The 17461-nt window shown below is 72.7% G+C and carries 16 protein-coding genes; 3 read left to right on the top strand and 13 right to left on the bottom strand.

Translation table 11 applies throughout. The annotated features are described in order from the left end of the window. Nucleotides 1-55 precede the first annotated feature (55 nt). Complete coding sequence (locus AB0G20_RS07385) at nucleotides 56-976, top strand: ABC transporter ATP-binding protein (protein ID WP_361297165.1); 921 nt, start codon at nucleotides 56-58, stop codon at nucleotides 974-976. Further along, nucleotides 973-2571: an ABC transporter permease gene (locus AB0G20_RS07380; protein ID WP_361297162.1), complete on the top strand. Its 1599-nt coding sequence runs from the start codon at nucleotides 973-975 to the stop codon at nucleotides 2569-2571. The genes AB0G20_RS07385 and AB0G20_RS07380 overlap by 4 nt, the downstream gene beginning before the upstream one ends. A gap of 79 nt (nucleotides 2572-2650) precedes the next feature. On the opposite strand, the gene AB0G20_RS07375 is transcribed toward AB0G20_RS07380, so the two are convergent. Continuing rightward, nucleotides 2651-3856 (bottom strand): cytochrome P450, encoded by a 1206-nt coding sequence (locus tag AB0G20_RS07375; protein ID WP_361297159.1) that lies wholly within the window; start codon nucleotides 3854-3856, stop codon nucleotides 2651-2653. 148 nt (nucleotides 3857-4004) lie between these two features. On the opposite strand from AB0G20_RS07375, the gene AB0G20_RS07370 reads away from it, so the two are divergent. Further along, complete coding sequence (locus AB0G20_RS07370) at nucleotides 4005-4382, top strand: SH3 domain-containing protein (RefSeq protein WP_361297156.1); 378 nt, start codon at nucleotides 4005-4007, stop codon at nucleotides 4380-4382. A 108-nt stretch (nucleotides 4383-4490) separates the two neighbouring features. On the opposite strand, the gene AB0G20_RS07365 is transcribed toward AB0G20_RS07370, so the two are convergent. The 12 genes from AB0G20_RS07365 to fbaA form a co-directional block, all read right to left on the bottom strand. After that, nucleotides 4491-5156, bottom strand: a complete 666-nt coding sequence (locus AB0G20_RS07365; protein WP_361297153.1) for a response regulator transcription factor — start codon at nucleotides 5154-5156, stop codon at nucleotides 4491-4493. Then, the gene (locus tag AB0G20_RS07360) at nucleotides 5153-6493 is read right to left on the bottom strand and encodes a histidine kinase (RefSeq protein WP_361297150.1); all 1341 of its coding nucleotides are present in this window, start codon (nucleotides 6491-6493) and stop codon (nucleotides 5153-5155) included. Before AB0G20_RS07360 ends, AB0G20_RS07365 begins: the two co-directional genes overlap by 4 nt. A gap of 98 nt (nucleotides 6494-6591) precedes the next feature. Then, nucleotides 6592-7275 carry a response regulator transcription factor gene (locus AB0G20_RS07355; RefSeq protein ID WP_361297147.1) on the bottom strand — a complete coding sequence of 228 codons (684 nt, stop codon included), beginning with the start codon at nucleotides 7273-7275 and terminating at the stop codon, nucleotides 6592-6594. Continuing rightward, nucleotides 7272-8648, bottom strand: coding sequence for a sensor histidine kinase (locus tag AB0G20_RS07350; protein ID WP_361297144.1), 1377 nt, complete (start codon nucleotides 8646-8648; stop codon nucleotides 7272-7274). The genes AB0G20_RS07355 and AB0G20_RS07350 overlap by 4 nt, the downstream gene beginning before the upstream one ends. Next, nucleotides 8641-9852, bottom strand: coding sequence for an acyltransferase (locus tag AB0G20_RS07345; RefSeq protein ID WP_361297141.1), 1212 nt, complete (start codon nucleotides 9850-9852; stop codon nucleotides 8641-8643). Before AB0G20_RS07345 ends, AB0G20_RS07350 begins: the two co-directional genes overlap by 8 nt. After that, nucleotides 9845-10846, bottom strand: a complete 1002-nt coding sequence (locus AB0G20_RS07340) for an alpha/beta hydrolase (protein ID WP_361297138.1) — start codon at nucleotides 10844-10846, stop codon at nucleotides 9845-9847. The genes AB0G20_RS07345 and AB0G20_RS07340 overlap by 8 nt, the downstream gene beginning before the upstream one ends. 183 nt (nucleotides 10847-11029) lie before the next feature. Continuing rightward, nucleotides 11030-11893, bottom strand: a complete 864-nt coding sequence (locus AB0G20_RS07335; RefSeq protein ID WP_361297135.1) for an alpha/beta hydrolase — start codon at nucleotides 11891-11893, stop codon at nucleotides 11030-11032. A 187-nt stretch (nucleotides 11894-12080) separates the two neighbouring features. Beyond that, nucleotides 12081-13292 carry a kynureninase gene (kynU, locus tag AB0G20_RS07330; protein ID WP_361297132.1) on the bottom strand — a complete coding sequence of 404 codons (1212 nt, stop codon included), beginning with the start codon at nucleotides 13290-13292 and terminating at the stop codon, nucleotides 12081-12083. Further along, nucleotides 13285-14115 (bottom strand): tryptophan 2,3-dioxygenase family protein, encoded by an 831-nt coding sequence (locus AB0G20_RS07325; protein WP_361297129.1) that lies wholly within the window; start codon nucleotides 14113-14115, stop codon nucleotides 13285-13287. The genes kynU and AB0G20_RS07325 overlap by 8 nt, the downstream gene beginning before the upstream one ends. A 149-nt stretch (nucleotides 14116-14264) precedes the next feature. After that, nucleotides 14265-14678 carry a DUF3151 domain-containing protein gene (locus tag AB0G20_RS07320; protein WP_361297126.1) on the bottom strand — a complete coding sequence of 138 codons (414 nt, stop codon included), beginning with the start codon at nucleotides 14676-14678 and terminating at the stop codon, nucleotides 14265-14267. Nucleotides 14679-14742: 64 nt separating this feature from the next. Then, the gene (locus AB0G20_RS07315) at nucleotides 14743-16245 is read right to left on the bottom strand and encodes an MFS transporter (protein ID WP_361297123.1); all 1503 of its coding nucleotides are present in this window, start codon (nucleotides 16243-16245) and stop codon (nucleotides 14743-14745) included. A 66-nt stretch (nucleotides 16246-16311) separates the two neighbouring features. Then, nucleotides 16312-17334 (bottom strand): class II fructose-bisphosphate aldolase, encoded by a 1023-nt coding sequence (gene fbaA / locus AB0G20_RS07310; RefSeq protein WP_030846331.1) that lies wholly within the window; start codon nucleotides 17332-17334, stop codon nucleotides 16312-16314. Nucleotides 17335-17461: the final 127 nt, after the last annotated feature.

The raw sequence follows: 17461 nt of genomic DNA, 5'->3' as shown, positions 1-17461 counted from the left end.
ATTTATAGGGTTCCTTAACTTCACAAATTTCTGAAGGAAGCGTACGTTCTGAAGCATGACGAAGGCCATCACCGTCTCCGGACTGCACAAGTCCTTCGGGCGGACGCATGCTCTCGACGGGCTCGACCTGGAGGTCGCCGCCGGCGAGGTCCACGGCTTCCTCGGCCCCAACGGCGCCGGAAAGTCCACGACCATCCGGGTGCTGCTCGGTCTGCTGCGCGCCGACTCGGGCGCCGCGCAGGTGCTCGGCCGCGACCCGTGGTCGGACGCGGTGGAGGTGCACCGCCGGATCGCCTACGTCCCCGGGGACGTGACGCTGTGGCGCAACCTCTCCGGCGGCGAGGTCATCGACCTCTACGGCCGGCTGCGCGGAGGGCTGGACGCCAGGCGCCGCGCGGAACTGATCGAGCGCTTCGAACTCGACCCCACCAAGAAGGGCCGCACGTACTCCAAGGGCAACCGGCAGAAGGTCGCCCTGGTCGCCGCGTTCGCCTCGGACGTCGACCTGCTGATCCTGGACGAGCCGACCTCGGGCCTGGACCCGCTGATGGAGGAGGTCTTCCAGGCTTGCGTCGAGGAGGAGCGCGACCGGGGCCGTACGGTCCTGCTCTCCTCCCACATCCTCAGCGAGGTCGAGGAGCTGTGCGACCGGGTGAGCATCATCCGGGGCGGCCGTACCGTCGAGAGCGGTTCGCTCGCCGAACTGCGCCATCTGACCCGCACCAGCGTCGTCGCCGAGCTCGCGGGCCCGCCCGACGGCCTGGCGGAGCTGCCCGGTGTGCACGACCTCGACGTGCAGGGGCACCGCGTCCGGCTCCAGGTCGACACCGACCGGCTGGACGGCGTCCTGCGGTCGCTGAGCGAGTCGGGCGTACGGTCGCTGACGTCGACACCGCCGACGCTGGAGGAACTGTTCCTGCGGCACTACCAGGAAGAAGCGGCCGAGGCCGGCGAGTCGAAGGCGGCGGCCCGATGACGGCCTTCGCGGTGCGGCCCGGCAGCTCGCGTCAACTGGCCGGGACGGGCGTCCTGTTGCGTTTCGCGCTGCGCCGCGACCGGCTGATGATCCCCGTGTGGATCGCGGTCAACGCCCTGATGGTCCTCTCCATGCCGGGCACGCTGGAGGGCCTGTACGGCACGGCGGCCGAACGCGCCGACCTGGTCCGGCAGATGGAGACCAACTCCTCGCTGCGCGCGATGGTCGGCCCGGTCTTCGGCGACTCGCTGGGCGCCCTGACGGCCTGGCGCGTCGGCATCTACGCCGGTGCCCTGGCGGCCGTGATGAGTCTGCTGGTCGTCGTACGGCACACCCGGGACGAGGAGGAGAGCGGCCGGCAGGAGCTGGTGGCGTCCGGGATGGTGGGCCGCCGGGCCTCCCTGACGGCGGCCCTGCTGGCGGCGGCGGTCGCGAACGCGGTACTGGCGCTGCTGGTGGCGGCGGGCCTGGCCGGCCGGGGCACGACCGGCGCCCTGGCCCTGGGGCTCGGGATCGCCGGGGTCGGGATGGTCTTCGCCACGATGGCGGCGATCGTCGCCCAACTGACGGAGAGCGCACGGCTCGCCCGCGGTCTGACGGCGGCGGTGCTCGGGACGGCGTTCGTCCTGCGTGCGGCGGGCGACTCGGCCACGGACGACGGCTCGTCGGTCCTGACCTGGCTGTCGCCGCTGGGCTGGCTGGAGAACGTGCGGCCGTACGCGTCCGAGCGCTGGTGGGTGCTGGCCCTGCTCGCCGGGGCGGTGGCCCTCCAGGGCTCGGTGGCCTACGCCCTGGCCGGCCGCCGGGACCTCGGCATGAGCTTCCTGCCGACCCGGCCGGGCCCGGCGTCCGGCCGCCTGGGCAGCGCGGGGGCCCTGGCCTGGCGGCTGCAGCGGGGCGGCGTGCTGGGGTGGAGCGTCGGCTTCTTCCTGGCCGGGGTCGTCTACGGCGGCATGACCGAAGGTGCGGCCGATCTGGTGGGCGACAACGACAACGCCCGGCGGATCTTCGAGCGGATGGGCGGCCAGTCGGGCCTGACGGACGCGTTCCTGGCGTCGATGGTCGGGATGCTGGGCCTGATCGCGGCGCTGTACATCGTGGCGTCGGTGCTGCGCCTGCACGGCGAGGAGACCTCGGGCCGGGCGGAACCGGTGCTGGCGAACGCGGTGGGGCGGCTCCGCTGGGCCGCGGGGCATCTGGTGATCGCCTTCGGCGGCGCCGCCCTGATCATGCTGCTGGCCGGGCTCGGCTTCGCCGTCGGCTACGGCAAGGAGGCCGGCCCGATCCTGGGGGCGTGCCTGGTGCAGCTTCCGGCGGTGTGGGTGATCGGCGGGGTGGCGGTGCTGCTGCACGGGGTCCTGCCCCGGGCGGCCCTGGCGGCGTGGGGCGTCGCCGGGGCGGTGCTTCTGATCGGCTGGGTCGGGCCCGCGCTGGATGCACCGCAGGCGGTGCTGGACGTCTCGCCGTTCGGGCATCTGCCGAAGCTGCCGGGCGGCTCCATGGCGTGGGGTCCGGTGCTGGTGCTGACCGGGGTGGCGGTGCTGCTGGTGGCCGGAGGGCTGGCGGGGTTGCGGCGGCGGGACATGACGACGTGATCGGTCGGCGTACCGCCGGTCATGGTGCCTCCCCTCGCAGGCGGGCGCCGGCGTGACGCGGTGCCCGCACCGATCGCGATCACCCCACCTCGACGGCCAGCCCCTCCAACCCCCTGATCACGAAGTTCGGCTTCCTCTCGGGCTCGGCAGCGAGCCGGAGCGTCGGTGCTCTCTCCAGCAACGCCCCCATCGAAGCGGCCAGTTCGATGCGGGCCAGGGGTGCGCCGATGCAGTAGTGGATGCCGGCGCTGAAGGAGATGTGGGGGTTGTCCGTGCGGGTGAGGTCGAGTCGGCCCGGGTCGGTGAAGACCTCCGGGTCGTGGTTGGCGGAGCCGAAGAGCATGGCGATCTCCGCGCCGCGGGGGATCGTCGTGCCGGCGATCTCGATCTCGTCCAGGACCCAGCGTTCGAAGAGCTGGAGCGGGGTGTCGTAGCGCATCAGCTCCTCGATCGCGGAGGGGACCAGGGAGTGGTCCGCGCGGAGGGCCGACAGCTGCGCCTCGTTGCGGAACAGCGCGTACCAGCCGTTGACCGTGGCGTTCACCGTGGCCTCGTGGCCGGCGTTGAGCAGCAGGACGCAGGTGGAGATCATCTCCTGCTCGGTGAGCCGGTCGCCCTCGTCGTGGGCCTCGATGAGCCCCGAGATGAGGTCATCGCCCGGCTCCTTGCGGCGGGCCGCGATCAGGTCGCGCAGGTAGTCGGAGAACTCGACCGACGCCCGGACCGCCCTCGCCGCCGTGTCCTCGGACGGGCTCAGCTCGTACATCCCGCAGATGTCCGCCGACCAGGGGCGCAGCGGGGCCCGGTCGGACTCCGGGATGCCGAGCATCTCGGCGATCACCGCGACGGGGAGGGGTTCGGCGACGTCCTTCAGCAGGTCGCCGCCGCCCGCCGCGACCAGCGCGGACGCCAGTTCGTCGGCCAGGCCCCGGACGTACGGCTTCAGCCGCTCCACCGTGCGCGGCGTGAACGCCTTCGACACCAGGCGGCGGATCCGGGTGTGGTCCGGCGGCTCCAGGTCGAGCATCCCGTGATCGTTGAGCGTGTGGAACGGCTCGTGTTCCGGCGGGGGCGCGGTGCGGCCGAACTCCTCGTGCGTGAACCGGTGCTGGTACGTCCGGCCGAGGCGCCGGTCGCGCAGCAGTGCCGAGACGTCCGCGTGGTGCGGGACGAGCCACTGGTTCGTGGGCTCGAAGTAGTGCACGCGGCCCAGTGCACGCAGTTCGGCGTAGGCGGGGTACGGGTCGGCGAGGAACGCCTGGTCCCACGGGTCGAATGCAGCCATGCCGGGACGCTAGCTCCCGAACCCCCTCTCTGACCAGGGGTGTTCCTTCACACGGCAGGGACACGACGGAGACGATCTTGCGACATCAAGATCATTAAGCTGGCCTGGCCGTGTGAGCGGCACGAGTCTTCGCAAGGAAATGAACTACATGACACAGCAGCGAGCCAAGCTCCGCACCCGCGTCCCCGCCCGTCTGGCCGCCTCGGCCGTGCTGGCCCTGTCGCTGACCGCCGGCGCGGTCGGTGTCGGCGCCCCGGCCGCCACCGCCGCCGAGATGCCCTGCAAGCCGAACGTCTACTACTACGTCTACAAGAGCAGCGGTGTGAACTTCCGCACGGGCGCCGGCACCGGCTACGCGTCCAAGGGCATCCTGCACAAGAACGACTGGGGCAAGAAGCTCGCCACCAAGGGCTCCTGGATCAAGCTGCAGCTCGGCCAGAAGTCCAAGAGCGGGCTGGCCAAGGGCACCACCGGCTGGGTCGCCAAGTCGTACGTCAGCGACTGCACGCCGATGCAGCTGGACTGATCCGTCCGCGTCGCCCCGGGGCCGAGGGCCTGCGGGGCGACGTCCCCCGGCTGTCCGGGACGGTTGCCCGCGCCGGGGCTGTCCCGCACGGCTGACCGAGGCCGGGGGCTATCCGGGCGTCACCAGCCGTGCCTCGTACGCGAACACCGCCGCCTGGGTGCGGTCCCGCAGGCCCAGCTTCACCAGGATCCGGCTGACGTGCGTCTTGATCGTCGACTCGGCGACCACCAGCCGCTCCGCGATCTCCGAGTTCGACAGGCCCTGCGCGATGAGGACCAGCACCTCGGTCTCCCGCTCGGTGAGATCCCCGTAGGCCCCCTGCGCCGAGGGCATCAGGCGCGGCTTCTCGGAGAGCTTGGAGAACTCGGTGATCAGGCGCCTGGTCACCGAGGGGGCCAGGAGCGCCTCCCCCGACGCCACCACGCGCACCCCGTCGGCGAGCTGGCGGGCCGAGGCGTCCTTGAGGAGGAAGCCGGAGGCACCCGCGCGCAGGGCCTGGTACACGTACTCGTCGAGGTCGAAGGTGGTGAGCACCAGCACCTTCGCCGCGCCGTCGGCGGCGACGATCTCGCGGGTCGCCTCGATGCCGTTCAGCTCGGGCATGCGGATGTCCATCAGCACCACGTCCGGGGTGAGCTCGCGCACCTTGGCGACGGCCTCACGGCCGTTCACCGCCTCGCCGACGACCTCGATGTCCGGCATCGCGTTCAGCAGGACCGAGAAGCCCTCGCGCACCATCATCTGGTCGTCCGCGATCAGGACCCGGATGGTCATGCGTCGTCCTCGCCCGGCAGGGCGACCGGCAGGAACACCGCCACCTCGTAACCTCCGTCGTCCGTGCCGCCCGCCGTCATCTCGCCGTTCAGCATCGACACCCGCTCCCGCATGCCCGTGATGCCGTGCCCGGCACCCGGCGAGGGCTTGACCAGGCTCGGGTTGGGCGGCGGGCCGTTGACTATGCGCAGCCCCAGGCCGCCGAGCACGTACCCGATCTCGACCCGGGCGGTGGCCCCCGGCGCGTGCCGCAGGGTGTTGCTCAGGGCCTCCTGCACGATGCGGTACGCCGACAGCTCCACGCCCTGCGGCAGCTCCCGCACGGCCCCCGTCACCGCCTTCTCCACGGTCAGCCCGGCCTCCCGGACGTTGGCCAGCAGCCCCTCCAGGTCGGCGAGCGTCGGCTGCGGGGCGTCCGGGACCTCGTAGTCCTCGGCGCGGACGACGCCCAGGACGCGGCGCAGTTCGGTCAGGGCCGCCACCGCGTTCTCCCGGATCGTGGCGAAGGCCTTCTCCAGCTCCGGCGGCGGGTTCTCCACCCGGTAGGGCGCGGCCTCCGCCTGGATGGCGACCACCGACATGTGGTGGGCGACGACGTCGTGCAGCTCGCGGGCGATGGTGGTGCGCTCCTCCAGCAGGGTGCGGCGGGAGCGCTCGTGCGCGGTGACCGTCTGCTGGGCGGTGACCTCCTGCTCGGCGTGGCGGCGGATGTGCCACACGGTGACGCAGAGCAGGATCATGGCCGAGAAGATCAGCATGGGGGCGGAGTTGGTGCCGTAGAGGTAGGTCGGGCCGATGCCGCTGTCCGCGATCAGGGCGTACAGGGCCGTCAGCGCCCACATCCACCCGGCCGTACGCGGCCTGGTGCGCATGGCCACGACCGTCAGCACGGTCAGGTGGCAGACGAAGCTGCCGGCGGCCCAAGGCCATTCGCCCCAGTTGCTGCCGAGCAGCACGGCCAGCGGCGTGGAGGCCATGGACGCCCAGAACGCTCCGACCGGACGGATCATGGTCAGCAGGACGGGGATCACCGTCAAGGGGCCGACCAGGAGCACGTGGCCGTCGGCGTCGGCGCCGGTGATGAGCAGGGTGATCAGGGCGGCCACGGCAATCAGGGCGTGCGGCGTCCAGGTCGCGTACTCCCGCAGGCGGCCGGGCAGCCGCCGGATGATCCGCCCGTCCATGCTCCTCCGCGGCAGCGGCCGGTAGGCGAACGCGTCGTGGATCAGGTCCTGCCGCAGTCCGCGCAGGGAGTCCACGGCCACCCGGTACTCCGGGCTGCGCGTTTTGGCCCCGGCCCCCGGCGGCGTGGTCTGCGTGTGAGTCGTCTCGGTCACGTACAGAACGGTATGCGGCCCCCGGCTCCCGGTCGTCCCCTTGGAGAGGGGTTCCTCGGCGTCCCCCTCAGGTACTACGGGGTCCCGTCGGCCACCCCTCAGTACCCCGACGGCCGCACCAGCCCCGACTCGTACGCGAACACCGCCGCCTGCGTCCGGTCCCTCAGGCCCAGCTTCACCAGGATCCGGCCGACGTGGGTCTTCACCGTCTGCTCGGCCACGAACAGGTGCCGGGCGATCTCCGCGTTCGACAGGCCCTGCGCGATCAGCGCGAGCACCTCCGTCTCCCGCTCGGTCAGATCGCCGACACGTTCCTTGAGCGGGGCGCGGGGCTTGCCGTCCAGCCGGGAGAACTCGGCGATCAGCTTGCGGGTGATGACCGGGGCGAGCAGCGCTTCCCCGGCCGCGACCACCCGGACCGCCTCGGCGAGCTGCTCCGACGACGCGTCCTTCAGCAGGAACCCGGAGGCTCCGGCGCGCAGCGCGTCGTACACGTACTCGTCGAGGTCGAAGGTGGTGAGCACCAGCACCCGCATGTCCGGGTGCGCGGCGGTGATGCGCTCGGTGGCCTCGATGCCGCCGATGCCGGGCATACGGATGTCCATGAGGACGACGTCCGGGGCGAGCTCCGCGGCCAGGGCGATGCCGTCCTCACCGTTCTTCGCGTCGCCGACGACCTCTATGTCGGGCTGGATGCCGAGCAGCACGGTGAAGCCCTGCCGGACCATCGCCTGGTCGTCGACGATGAGAACCCGGATGGGGTTGCCGGTGCCGCTCGTCATGAGGTCCCTTTCCTGGGGGCCGGGAGGTGGTCGGTGCCCGGGGCGTCGGCGGGCGGGATGTCCGGGAGGAAGGCGGTGACCTTGAAGCCGTCCCAGTGCCACGGGTGCGCCGTCATGGTGCCACCGAGCATCGCGACCCGCTCCCGCATGCCGAGCAGTCCGTGCCCCGCCCCCGTCGACGGTGGAGGCGGCCCGGTCGGGCGGCCGTTGACGATCTCCACCTCCAGGCCGTCCGCCTCGTAGGTGAGACGGACCGTGATCCTCGCGCCGGGCGCGTGCCGCAGGGCGTTGCTCAGCGCCTCCTGCACGATCCGGTACGCCGACAGCTCCACGCCGGGCGGCAGCGGACGCCGCTCGCCGTTGATCTCGGTGACGACCTCGCGTCCGGCCGCCCGGGTGTTCTCCACCAGCGCGTCGAGCCGGTCGAGCGTGGGCTGCGGGGCGTGCGGTGTGTTCTCGTCACCCGCGTCGGCGAACGGCTCCCCCGGCCCGGGGTGCTCCGAGCGCAGTACACCCAGCACCCGGCGCAGTTCGATCAGTGCCTCAAGCGCGTTCTGCCGGATGCCCGCGAGGTTCTCCCTGAGCTCGTCGGGCGGGTTCTCGACCAGGTGCGGGGCGACCTGCGCCTGGATGGAGATGACCGACATGTGGTGGGCCACCACGTCGTGCAGTTCCCGCGCGATGCGGCTGCGCTCCTCCAGCAGGGTGCGCCGGGTGCGTTCCTCGGCGGTGAGCGTGGTCTGCTCGACGAGCTCCGCGCGGGCCTCGCGCCGGCCGCGCAGGGCGGTGCCGAGTATCACGACGACGGTGAACAGGGAGACGGCGAGCACACCGGTGGTGTCGTAGGGTTCCCCGACCCACAGGCTCTCGAAGAGGTAGGTCAGGAGTGCGGTCACCGTCAGGGCCGCCACCGCCGCTCGGGTGGGCACCCGCAGCGCGAGCAGCAGCATGACGAACAACTGGGCGATGATCCCCGCGGCGGTCCAGGGCCAGGTGTAGGTCTCCAGGTCGAAGCCCATGCGGGTGCGCACCGTGACAGCGCCCAGGGCGAACGCCCCCAGGGACAGCCACCACGCCGGGACCGGCCGCCACAGCCCCAGGACCACGGCGCCGCCCTGACCGCCCGCGATCAGGAGGGCCAACCCGGAACTCAGGTGGCCGTTGTCCGTCATGTCGCCGCCGCCGCCGACCGTGATGCCGAACGCGGCCAGGCACAGCAGCCCGTGCGGCAGCCAGCGCACCCAGGTGGAGGGCGGCAACGGGTCCACCCGGACGGTCCACAGGTCCTGGCGCAGTATCCGCAGCCAGCCCATGACGCGCGCTCGCAGCGCGCGGCCCACCCCCGTGTCCGTCACGCGGCCCAGCCTAGACATGACGCGCCTTCGCCGCTGTTCCCCGGTCGGCGGGACGGTGTGCCCGCACCACCCGCGACCTGCGGCCCCGCCCGCCGCCGCCTGCCTCGAAGGAGCGGAAGGCGGACCGGCAGACCGCGAGGGCCAGCGCGAACACGGGCAGCCAGAGAAGGCGGGCCCCGACCCAGCCGAGGTCGTCGGGCCGGGTGTGCAGCCCGGGGAGCCGGCCGACGAAGAGGCCGGTGGCCGTGGTGGCCATCAGGGCCGTCTGGTGCCAGAGGAAGACGGTCATCGCGGAGAGGTTGACGCACGCCACCGCCGCCCACGCCACGGGCCCGCGCATCGCGTGCCGCAGCCGCTCGCGCAGCAGCAGGGCGAGACCGCACTGGGCCAGGCCGAACGTGACGACGGCCAGCGTCGGCGGATCCAGGTTGGACCTGCTCTCGCCCGGGACGCCGACCATGGCCGCCGGGTAGCCCGCCCACGCCACGAGCGCCGCGGTCACCGCCGCCCCGGCACCCAGCAGGACCCAGCCCGCACGGCGGCGCTCCAGTTCGCCACGGGTCCAGGCCCCGCCCAGCGTGTAGGGCACCATCCAGGCGGCCGCCACGTTCACCCAGCCCAGCCAGGAGGGGCCGCCGAGGCCGAAGCGCAGCAGGTCCACGTGCAGGACGACGGCCAGCGGCCAGAGCGGGTTGAGCCGGGCGAGCAGCGGGGTCGCCGCCGTCAGGCCCGCGAACACCACGAGGAACCACAGGGGGGACAGGGCCAGCTTCACCAGCGTGCGCACCGTGCCGAACTCGGTGCCCGACAGCAGCAGCGCGACGGCGGCGACCGTCCACAGGGTGAGGACGGCGGCGACCGGCTTGAACAGCCGGGACAGCCGGGCCGTCAGCCACTGCTGGTACGGGATCCCCCGGTCCCGGGCCGAAGCATGACTGCGGGTGGCGACATGGCCCCCGACCAGGAAGAACACGGCGAGTGTCTGGAACATCCAGGAGACGGGCGTCAGCCAGGGCATGTGCTGCAGCGGGCTCGCCGTGCGCAGGGCACGGCCGTCGGAGACCAGGGCCGTGACCAGCCAGTGCCCGAGGACGACGCCGAGGACGGCGGCGGCCCGCAGGGCGTCCACGGCCCGGTCGCGGCCGGGCGGGGTGGCCGCGCCGATGCGGCCGGCGCCTCGGCGCACTCCCTGCCGGATGGCGCGTACGCCGATGTCAGTCATGGGTCACCGCCTTGGTCTCGCCCAGGACGATCCGGGCCAGGTTGGTCAGGGAGGCCGTGCCGGGTCTGAAGTAGTCGCTGTGGCCGCCGTCGCCCGCCGTGAAGACCCGGGCGCCGAAGGCCGGGGAGACGGGGTCGGTGCCGAAGCCGACGGTGGTGCCGAACAGGTCCAGGTCGAGGTGCGGGACGTTCTCCACCCAGTCGTCACCGCCCCGGGCCGCCCAGACGCGGGCGCGGGTGTGCAGGGCGGCGGCGGTGTCCGCGCCGGTGCCGGGGCTGCCGACGAGCGCGATGTCGTCGACGGCGAGCCCGGCGGCCGAACGGCCGCAGACGACCGAGCCGTAGGAGTGGCAGAGCAGCGAGATGCGCGTCCCGCCGCCGGTCGTCGCGCGCAGGTCGGCGACCAGCGCGCGCAGGAGCGGGGCCGCCTGCTCCGCCCTGCCGGTCGTCGTGACCGTCGTGCTGACCGTGCCCGGCGTCTCGTAGCCCAGCCAGGCCACGACCGCGGTGCGCGTGCCCGCCGGGGCCTGCCGGGCGAGTTGCCGGTGCAGGGCCGCGGCGGCCGCGTGGAACCGGCCGTAGGTGTCGAGGCTGGTGTCGGAGCCGGGCACCAGGACGGCGACGCGGTCGGCCCGGGCGAGGTCGCCCAGGACCTCCGTCACCCGGCCGGAGCCGCGGCCGTCGAAACGGAGCAAGTGCCGGCGCGAGTGAGCCAGTTGACGGTCCGTCGCGGCGCGGTCCCGGTCGTGGTGGGCGGCGGCCGTGCGGGCCGCCTCGGCGGCGTTGGCCCGGTTGGCCGCGTACGCCCCGTCGAGCGTCGACGCGCTGAGGGGGGCGAGGGAGGCGGGGGCCGGTGCGGGGGTCTGCGGTCGTACGGCCCCGGACAGGGGGACGACCACCGCACCGGTGATGAGGGCGGCGAGCGCGCCTCGGCGCCATCGGCCGGCGCGGCGTCTCCCGCCGTCGGCACGGCGGTACTGCGGTGCGGACCCCATGGTCGTCCCTCTCCAGCGCACCCGGCCATCGGGTCTGCGTGGAAGGGAAGTTACGGAGCGGGGCGCCTCGTCCGCGTCCCACCGGGGAACTCACCTGCGGCGTAGCTCTCAGGTACTACGGGTATGACCGGGACCGCTGCTAGGGCTCCGTGGACGCTGTCGGGCAGCCGCTCGTGCCGCCGCTCACCAGGCCAGCTGCGCGATCTCCTCCACCACCACCGCGCACGCGTCCGCCGCCGGGTCGATGAGCGGGAAGTGCCCCACGTCCTCCAGCAGCGTCACCCCCACCATCTCTCCGGCCTTCGCCGCCGCCTCCGCGTACGACTCGGCGACCGCCTGCGGCACGTCGAGGTCCGTGCGGCCCTGGACGAGGGTGGTGGCGATGCCTGTGGGCAGCAGCAGCGCCGGGTCCGCGGACGGCTGGCGCTCCGCGAAGTGCTCGTCGCCGCCCAGGAGTTGACGTGCGGCACCGCGGCACACGTCCAGCTTGTCGGCGATCGCGAGATCCGCGATCGGGGCGAGGGCGACGACGCCGCGCAACGTCACCGGGCTGCCACCCCGCCAGGGCGAGTCGGCCGGCAGGACGTGCCGGGCGGCACCCCACAGCGCGAGATGCCCACCCGCCGAGTGCCCGGTGAGGACGGTACGGCGCGGGTCGGCCTGCGGCAGCAACTCCCGTACCAGCGCCGGAAGGGCGTCCAGCGCCGCGGCGATGTCGTCGAAGGTGTCGGGCCAGCGCCCTGCGACAGCGTCGTCGTCGCCGCCGCGGCGGTACTCGACACTGGCCACGGCGAACCCGCGGTGGGCGAGGAAGTCCGCGAAGGGGCTGATGTGACGCCGGTCGTAGGGCGCCCGCCAGGCACCGCCGTGCAGCACGACGACGACCGGGGCCGGCCCGGGGCCGCCCGCCCGGCGCGGCGCGAAGAAGTCGATCACCTGGTCCGGGTGGTCGCCGTAGGCCGCGGTGGCGTCGGGGTCGACGGGCGCGTGGGAGAAGACCGACTTCTCCTCGGCAGCGGCCCGTGCTGCTGCGACGTCGTCCGTCATGCTCCAACCTTCCAGCGATGAACCGTACGCGGCGGACCAGTTGAGGGTTCCAGCCGTTGGCCGGGACGGTACCAGGCGCGTGACGTGCGGGGACATGCGGATGTCACGCTCGGTGAAGGTCGGACGGGCCTGCCGTTCCGGTGACGGGGGCCGGGACACCGCACGGACGTCCCGGCCCCGCCGCCGCTCAGGCCAGCGTCTGCGCCAGCACCCGCGCCGCCCGCTCCACGTCGGCGAACCCGACGTACAGCGGTGTGAAGCCGAAGCGCAGCACGTCCGGCGCCCGGAAGTCGCCGACCACTCCCCGCTCGATCAGCCGCTTCATCACGTCGGCGGCGTCGTCGCAGCGCAGGGCGATCTGGCTGCCCCGCTCCCCGTGCGCCACCGGCGTCACGCACGCGACCCTGCCCTCGGGCACATGGGCCGCCACGCACTCCAGGAAGAAGTCCGTCAGCGCGAGGGACTTGGCCCGCACCGCCTCGACCGACACCCCGTCCCAGACCTCCAGGGCCGCCTCCAGGGCGAGCATCGAGAGGATGTCGGGTGTGCCGACCCGGCCGCGCAGGGCACCGGGGGCCGGTTCGTAGCCGGTGCGCATGCCGAACGGCTCGGCGTGCGAGTTCCAGCCGGGCAGCGGCGAGTCGAAGCGGTCCTGCAGCTCCCGCCGCACATACAGGTACGCCGGTGAACCGGGCCCGCCGTTCAGGTACTTGTAGGTGCAGCCGACCGCGAGGTCCACGCCGTGCTCGTCGAGCCCGACCGGCAGCGCGCCCGCACTGTGGCACAGGTCCCAGACGGCGATCGCCCCGGCCTCGTGCACGGCGGCCGTCAGGCCGGGCAGGTCGTGCAGCCGGCCGGTGCGGTAGTCGACGTGGTTGAGGAGGACGGCGGCTGTGCGGTCGCCCAGCGCGCCCGGCACGTCCGCCGGTGCCACGGGCCGCAGGGTGCAGCCGGTCATGCGGGCGGCGGACTCGGCGATGTACCCGTCGGTGGGGAAGGTCGTCGCGTCGACGAGGACCTCGTCACGGCCCTCCCCGGCCATCCGTACGGCACCCACGAGTGCCTTGAAGACGTTGACGCTCGTGGAGTCGCCCACGACGATCTGCCCGGGCGCCGCCCCGACCAGGGGGGCGATCCGGTCACCGATCCGCTCGGGCGCCGTCCACCAGCCGCTCTCCTCCCAGGACCGGATGCGCAGCTCGCCCCACTGACGGCGCACGACGTCCTCGACCCGCCCGGGGACCGCGGCCGGCAGGGCGCCGAGCGAGTTGCCGTCGAGGTAGACGACCGCGGCGTCAGCCGCATGATCAGGACCAGCGTCGAGAACGAACTCGGCACGCTTGCCGGCCAGTTCGTCGACGGCGTCCAGCTTTCGCGCGCGCTCCGCCGTCTCAGACATAGGACCGCGCCGTCCACAGCTCGGGGAACACGTTCTTCTGCGCGCGCTTCTCCAGCCAGGCCACCCCGGCGGAGCCGCCCGTGCCGGTCTTGGCGCCCATCGCGCGGCGGGTGGCGACCAGGTGGTCGTTGCGCCAGCGCCACACCAGCTCGGCGACATCGCTCAGCGCCTCGCCCAGCCGCGCGACCTCGTCGCTCTCGTCGCCCGAGTAGACGGCCGTCCAGGCCGCCTCCACCTGCGGCGACGGCTCGTAGCGCCGCGCGACGTCGCGCTGCAGCACGGCCTGAGGGATGTCGTGGCCGCGCCGCGCGAGCAGCCGCACGACCTCGTCGTACAGGCTCGGCTCGTGCAGCGCCTTCTCCAGCTCGGCGTGCACACGCGGCGCGCCCCGGTGCGGGACGAGCATCGACGCGGACTTGTCGCCGAGCAGGAACTCCATGCGCCGGTACATCGCCGACTGGAAACCGGAGCCCTCGCCGAGGGCGCTGCGGTACGAGTTGAACTGGGCCGGCGTGAGCTGGGCGAGCGGCTTCCAGGAGTGGTTGAGCGCCTCCAGCTCGCGGACGGACCTCTTGAGCGCGGCGATGGCGGTGGGGATGTCGTCACCCCTGAGCGCGCCTGCCGCCGTCTCCCACTCGTGGACGATGACGGTGAACCACAGCTCCATCACCTGGGTCGTCACCAGGAAGACCATTTCTCCGGGGTCGTCGGAGAGGGTGTGCTGGAGGTGGGTGAGCACGTCCGCTTTGACGTAGTCCTCGTACGGCGTCGTGCCGTGGAAGTCGAGATGCGGGGTCTCGGGCTCGTGAGCCTCGTGGGACATCGCTGTCTCCTGCGTATAACTCCGGGTAGCGGTCCGCCCCTGCCGAATCCGACACGGGGGCCCCGGTCCCCAGGGGCATCTTCCGCAATCGTCCCCCGAAACCGCAAGGCCCGCCTTTCGCGGACGGGCCTCGCGTACACGGACCGTGATCAGCCCAGGACCTGCGCCGCCGTCGGCGAGGAGTCCTTCAGGAACTGGGAGCAGCGCTCGTACTCCTCCTGCTCGCCGATCGCCTGCGCGGCGCGGGCGAGGGCGTGCAGGGCTCGCAGGAAGCCGCGGTTCGGCTCGTGCTCCCACGGCACCGGGCCGTGGCCCTTCCAGCCGCTGCGGCGCAGCGCGTCCAGGCCGCGGTGGTAGCCCGTGCGGGCGTACGCGTAGGACTCGACGGCCGCGCCCCGCTCGAACGCCTCGTCGGCGAGCTGCGCCCAGGCGAGCGAGGAGGTGGGGTGCGCACCGGCGACATCGACGGGCGCGGCACCCGACGCGAGCATTTCCCGCGGCCCGGGGTCGTCGGGGAGATGGGTCGGGGGCGGGCCCCCGAGAAGGTTCTCGTGAATGGACATGAGGTCAAGTCTGCGCCATGCCGACCGATGCAGCGCAGCGGGCGGGGGGATCGGCCGGACGGCTCTACGCCAGCCGCTTCCGCACCGGCTCACCCTCCAGCGGAGGCGCCGCCACACCGCCCTGCCGCAGGCACTCCGGCCGCTTGCAGTCCGGCGGCGGCCTGCGCACCACCGCGGCCGCGATCACCGCCCCCACCACCAGCGCCCCCGCACACCACCCCATCGCCTTCCCGAACGCCGCGTCGAAGGCGGCCGGCTCCCGGTACGCCTCCTCCCCCATCCCCGTCAGCAGCGGCAACGCCGCCACCGCCACCAGCCCCGCCGCCCGGGCCGCCGCGTTGTTGATGCCGCTGGCCAGCCCGGCCCGCGTCACGCTCACCGAGCCCAGCACCGTCGCGGTCAGCGGCGCCACCAGCATGACCAGGCCCAGCCCGAGCACCACCAGCGCCGGCAGCACATCGGCCGGGTAGGACGCCCCCGGCCCGACCCGCAGCATCAGCAGCATCCCGGCCGCGCACAGCAGCGGCCCCACCGTCAGCGGGATCCGCGGCCCGATCCGGTCGGCCAGTTCCCCGGACCGCGCCGACAGCAGCAGCATCAGCACGGTCGTCGGCAGCAGCGCCGTACCGGCGGCCAGGGCCGAGTAGCCCACGACCACCTGGAGCTGGAGCGCGGCCAGGAAGAAGAACCCGCCGAGGGCCGCGTACACGCACAGCGTGACGATGTTGACGGCCGTGAACTGCCGGGACGCGAAGATGTCCGGCGGCATCATCGGATCGGGCCGGCGCCGCTCGACGACCACGAACGCGACGGCCGCGGCCAGCCCGGCCACCGCCGAGACCGCCACCACCGCCCCGCCCCCACCGGCCTCGATGAGCGCGTACGTCACCAGCGCGAGGGCCAGTGCCCCCAGCACGGCCCCGAGCACGTCGAACCGCCCGTGCGCCCTCTGTCCCCCACTCTCGGCTTCGCTCGAGCGGGCGGTGCCCCCACCCGACTCGGGCACGTGCCGCAGGGCCACCGGCACGCACACCAGCGCCAGCGGCACGTTCAGCAGGAACACCCACCGCCAGCCCGGCCCGTCCACCAGCCAGCCGCCGACGAACGGCCCGACCGCCGCCCCGACCCCGCCGAAGCCGGACCACAGGCCCACCGCCCGCCCCCGGTCGTCGGGGTGGAAGGACGCCTGGATCAGCGCCAGCGACCCGGGCGTGAGCAGCGCTCCGCCCACCCCCTGCAGGGCCCGGGCGGCGATCAGCACGCCCGCGTTCGGCGCGATCCCGCACAGCAGCGACGCCACCGCGAACCACACCACACCGACGACGAACACCTTGCGTCGCCCGAACCGGTCCCCGAGCGCCCCGCCCAGCAGGATCAGCCCGGCCAGCGTGACCATGTAGGCGTTGACCGTCCACTGCAACGCGGACAGGTTCGCGTCGAGGTCGCGGCCGATGCGCGGCAGGGCGACATTGACGACGGTCGAGTCCAGCATGGCCATGCTGGAGCCGAGGACGGTGGTGAGCAGGACCCACTTGCCCCGCGGTGAGGCCAACCGGACATCGGGCATGCAGGGAGCATACGGAAGAGCCCGGCACCACAGGAGGTGCCGGGCTCGACGCGAGCGAACCGGGAACTACTTGATCTTCGTACCGGTCGAGCGCAGGTTGCCGCAGGCCTCGACGACACGCGCGGACATGGAGGCCTCGGCCAGCTTGCCCCAGGTGCGCGGGTCGTAGGTCTTCTTGTTGCCGACCTCGCCGTCGACCTTCAGGACGCCGTCGTAGTTGCGGAACATGTGGTCCGCGACCGGGCGCGTGAAGGCGTACTGGGTGTCCGTGTCGATGTTCATCTTCACGACGCCGTTCTCCAGCGCGGTGCGGATCTCCTGCTCCGTGGAGCCGGAGCCGCCGTGGAAGACGAAGTCGAACGGGGAGCCCTTGCCGAACTTGGCGGCGACGCCCTCGTTCAGCTCCTTCAGCAGCTCGGGACGCAGGACGACGTTGCCCGGCTTGTACACGCCGTGCACGTTGCCGAAGGACGCGGCCAGCAGGTAGCGGCCCTTCTCACCGAGACCGAGGGCCTCGGCGGTGCGGATCGCGTCGTCGACCGTGGTGTAGAGGGAGTCGTTGATCTCGTGGGTGACGCCGTCCTCCTCGCCACCGGTCGGGGTGATCTCCACCTCGAGGATGATCTTCGCGGCGCGGGCCTGCTCCAGCAGCTCCTGCGCGATGGAGAGGTTGTCGGCGAGGGTCTCGGCCGAGCCGTCCCACATGTGCGACTGGAAGAGCGGGTTCAGACCGGCCTCGACGCGCTTCTGGGAGAGCGCCAGCAGCGGACGTACATACCCGTCGAGCTTGTCCTTGGGGCAGTGGTCGGTGTGCAGCGCGATGTTCACCGGGTACTTCTCGGCGACGATGTGCGCGAACTCGGCCAGGGCGACCGCGCCGGTCACCATGTCCTTGCTGTACTGACCGCCCAGGAACTCGGCGCCACCCGTGGAGATCTGGACGATGCCGTCGCTCTCCGCCTCAGCGAAACCGCGCAGGGCCGCGTGCAGGGTCTGGGTGGAGGTCACGTTGATGGCCGGGTAGGCGAACTTTCCTGCCTTCGCCCGGTCCAGCATCTCGTTGTAGACCTCGGGAGTTGCGATGGGCATGCGTCCGCTCCTTGTATCTGCGGGTTGACGTACTGCTGTGTCTAACGGCCCTGACCTAGACCTTGGGGTGCGACGTCATCGTCGGCCCCATCTTTCCAGACTTGGCCGGAAGGTCCAGGCCACCGTC

It is taken from the genome of Streptomyces sp. NPDC024017 (assembly GCF_040638895.1).
In the GTDB taxonomy this organism is placed as follows: domain Bacteria; phylum Actinomycetota; class Actinomycetes; order Streptomycetales; family Streptomycetaceae; genus Streptomyces.
The sequence above is the reverse complement of the archived record's forward strand: the minus strand, read 5'-3'. Positions and strand labels throughout refer to the sequence as shown.

Bases quoted from the DNA above. Each gene is read 5' to 3' on its own strand.
- AB0G20_RS07350 (WP_361297144.1), bottom strand. From the start codon at position 8,648: ATGTCTAGGCTGGGCCGCGTGACGGACACGGGGGTGGGCCGCGCGCTG.
- AB0G20_RS07315 (WP_361297123.1), bottom strand. From the start codon at position 16,245: ATGCCCGATGTCCGGTTGGCCTCACCGCGGGGCAAGTGGGTCCTGCTC.
- AB0G20_RS07365 (WP_361297153.1), bottom strand. From the start codon at position 5,156: ATGACCATCCGGGTCCTGATCGCGGACGACCAGATGATGGTGCGCGAG.
- AB0G20_RS07370 (WP_361297156.1), top strand. From the start codon at position 4,005: ATGACACAGCAGCGAGCCAAGCTCCGCACCCGCGTCCCCGCCCGTCTG.
- kynU (WP_361297132.1), bottom strand. From the start codon at position 13,292: ATGTCTGAGACGGCGGAGCGCGCGCGAAAGCTGGACGCCGTCGACGAA.
- AB0G20_RS07385 (WP_361297165.1), top strand. From the start codon at position 56: ATGACGAAGGCCATCACCGTCTCCGGACTGCACAAGTCCTTCGGGCGG.
- AB0G20_RS07340 (WP_361297138.1), bottom strand. From the start codon at position 10,846: ATGGGGTCCGCACCGCAGTACCGCCGTGCCGACGGCGGGAGACGCCGC.
- fbaA (WP_030846331.1), bottom strand. From the start codon at position 17,334: ATGCCCATCGCAACTCCCGAGGTCTACAACGAGATGCTGGACCGGGCG.
- AB0G20_RS07380 (WP_361297162.1), top strand. From the start codon at position 973: ATGACGGCCTTCGCGGTGCGGCCCGGCAGCTCGCGTCAACTGGCCGGG.
- AB0G20_RS07320 (WP_361297126.1), bottom strand. From the start codon at position 14,678: ATGTCCATTCACGAGAACCTTCTCGGGGGCCCGCCCCCGACCCATCTC.
- AB0G20_RS07325 (WP_361297129.1), bottom strand. From the start codon at position 14,115: ATGTCCCACGAGGCTCACGAGCCCGAGACCCCGCATCTCGACTTCCAC.
- AB0G20_RS07345 (WP_361297141.1), bottom strand. From the start codon at position 9,852: ATGACTGACATCGGCGTACGCGCCATCCGGCAGGGAGTGCGCCGAGGC.
- AB0G20_RS07375 (WP_361297159.1), bottom strand. From the start codon at position 3,856: ATGGCTGCATTCGACCCGTGGGACCAGGCGTTCCTCGCCGACCCGTAC.
- AB0G20_RS07335 (WP_361297135.1), bottom strand. From the start codon at position 11,893: ATGACGGACGACGTCGCAGCAGCACGGGCCGCTGCCGAGGAGAAGTCG.
- AB0G20_RS07355 (WP_361297147.1), bottom strand. From the start codon at position 7,275: ATGACGAGCGGCACCGGCAACCCCATCCGGGTTCTCATCGTCGACGAC.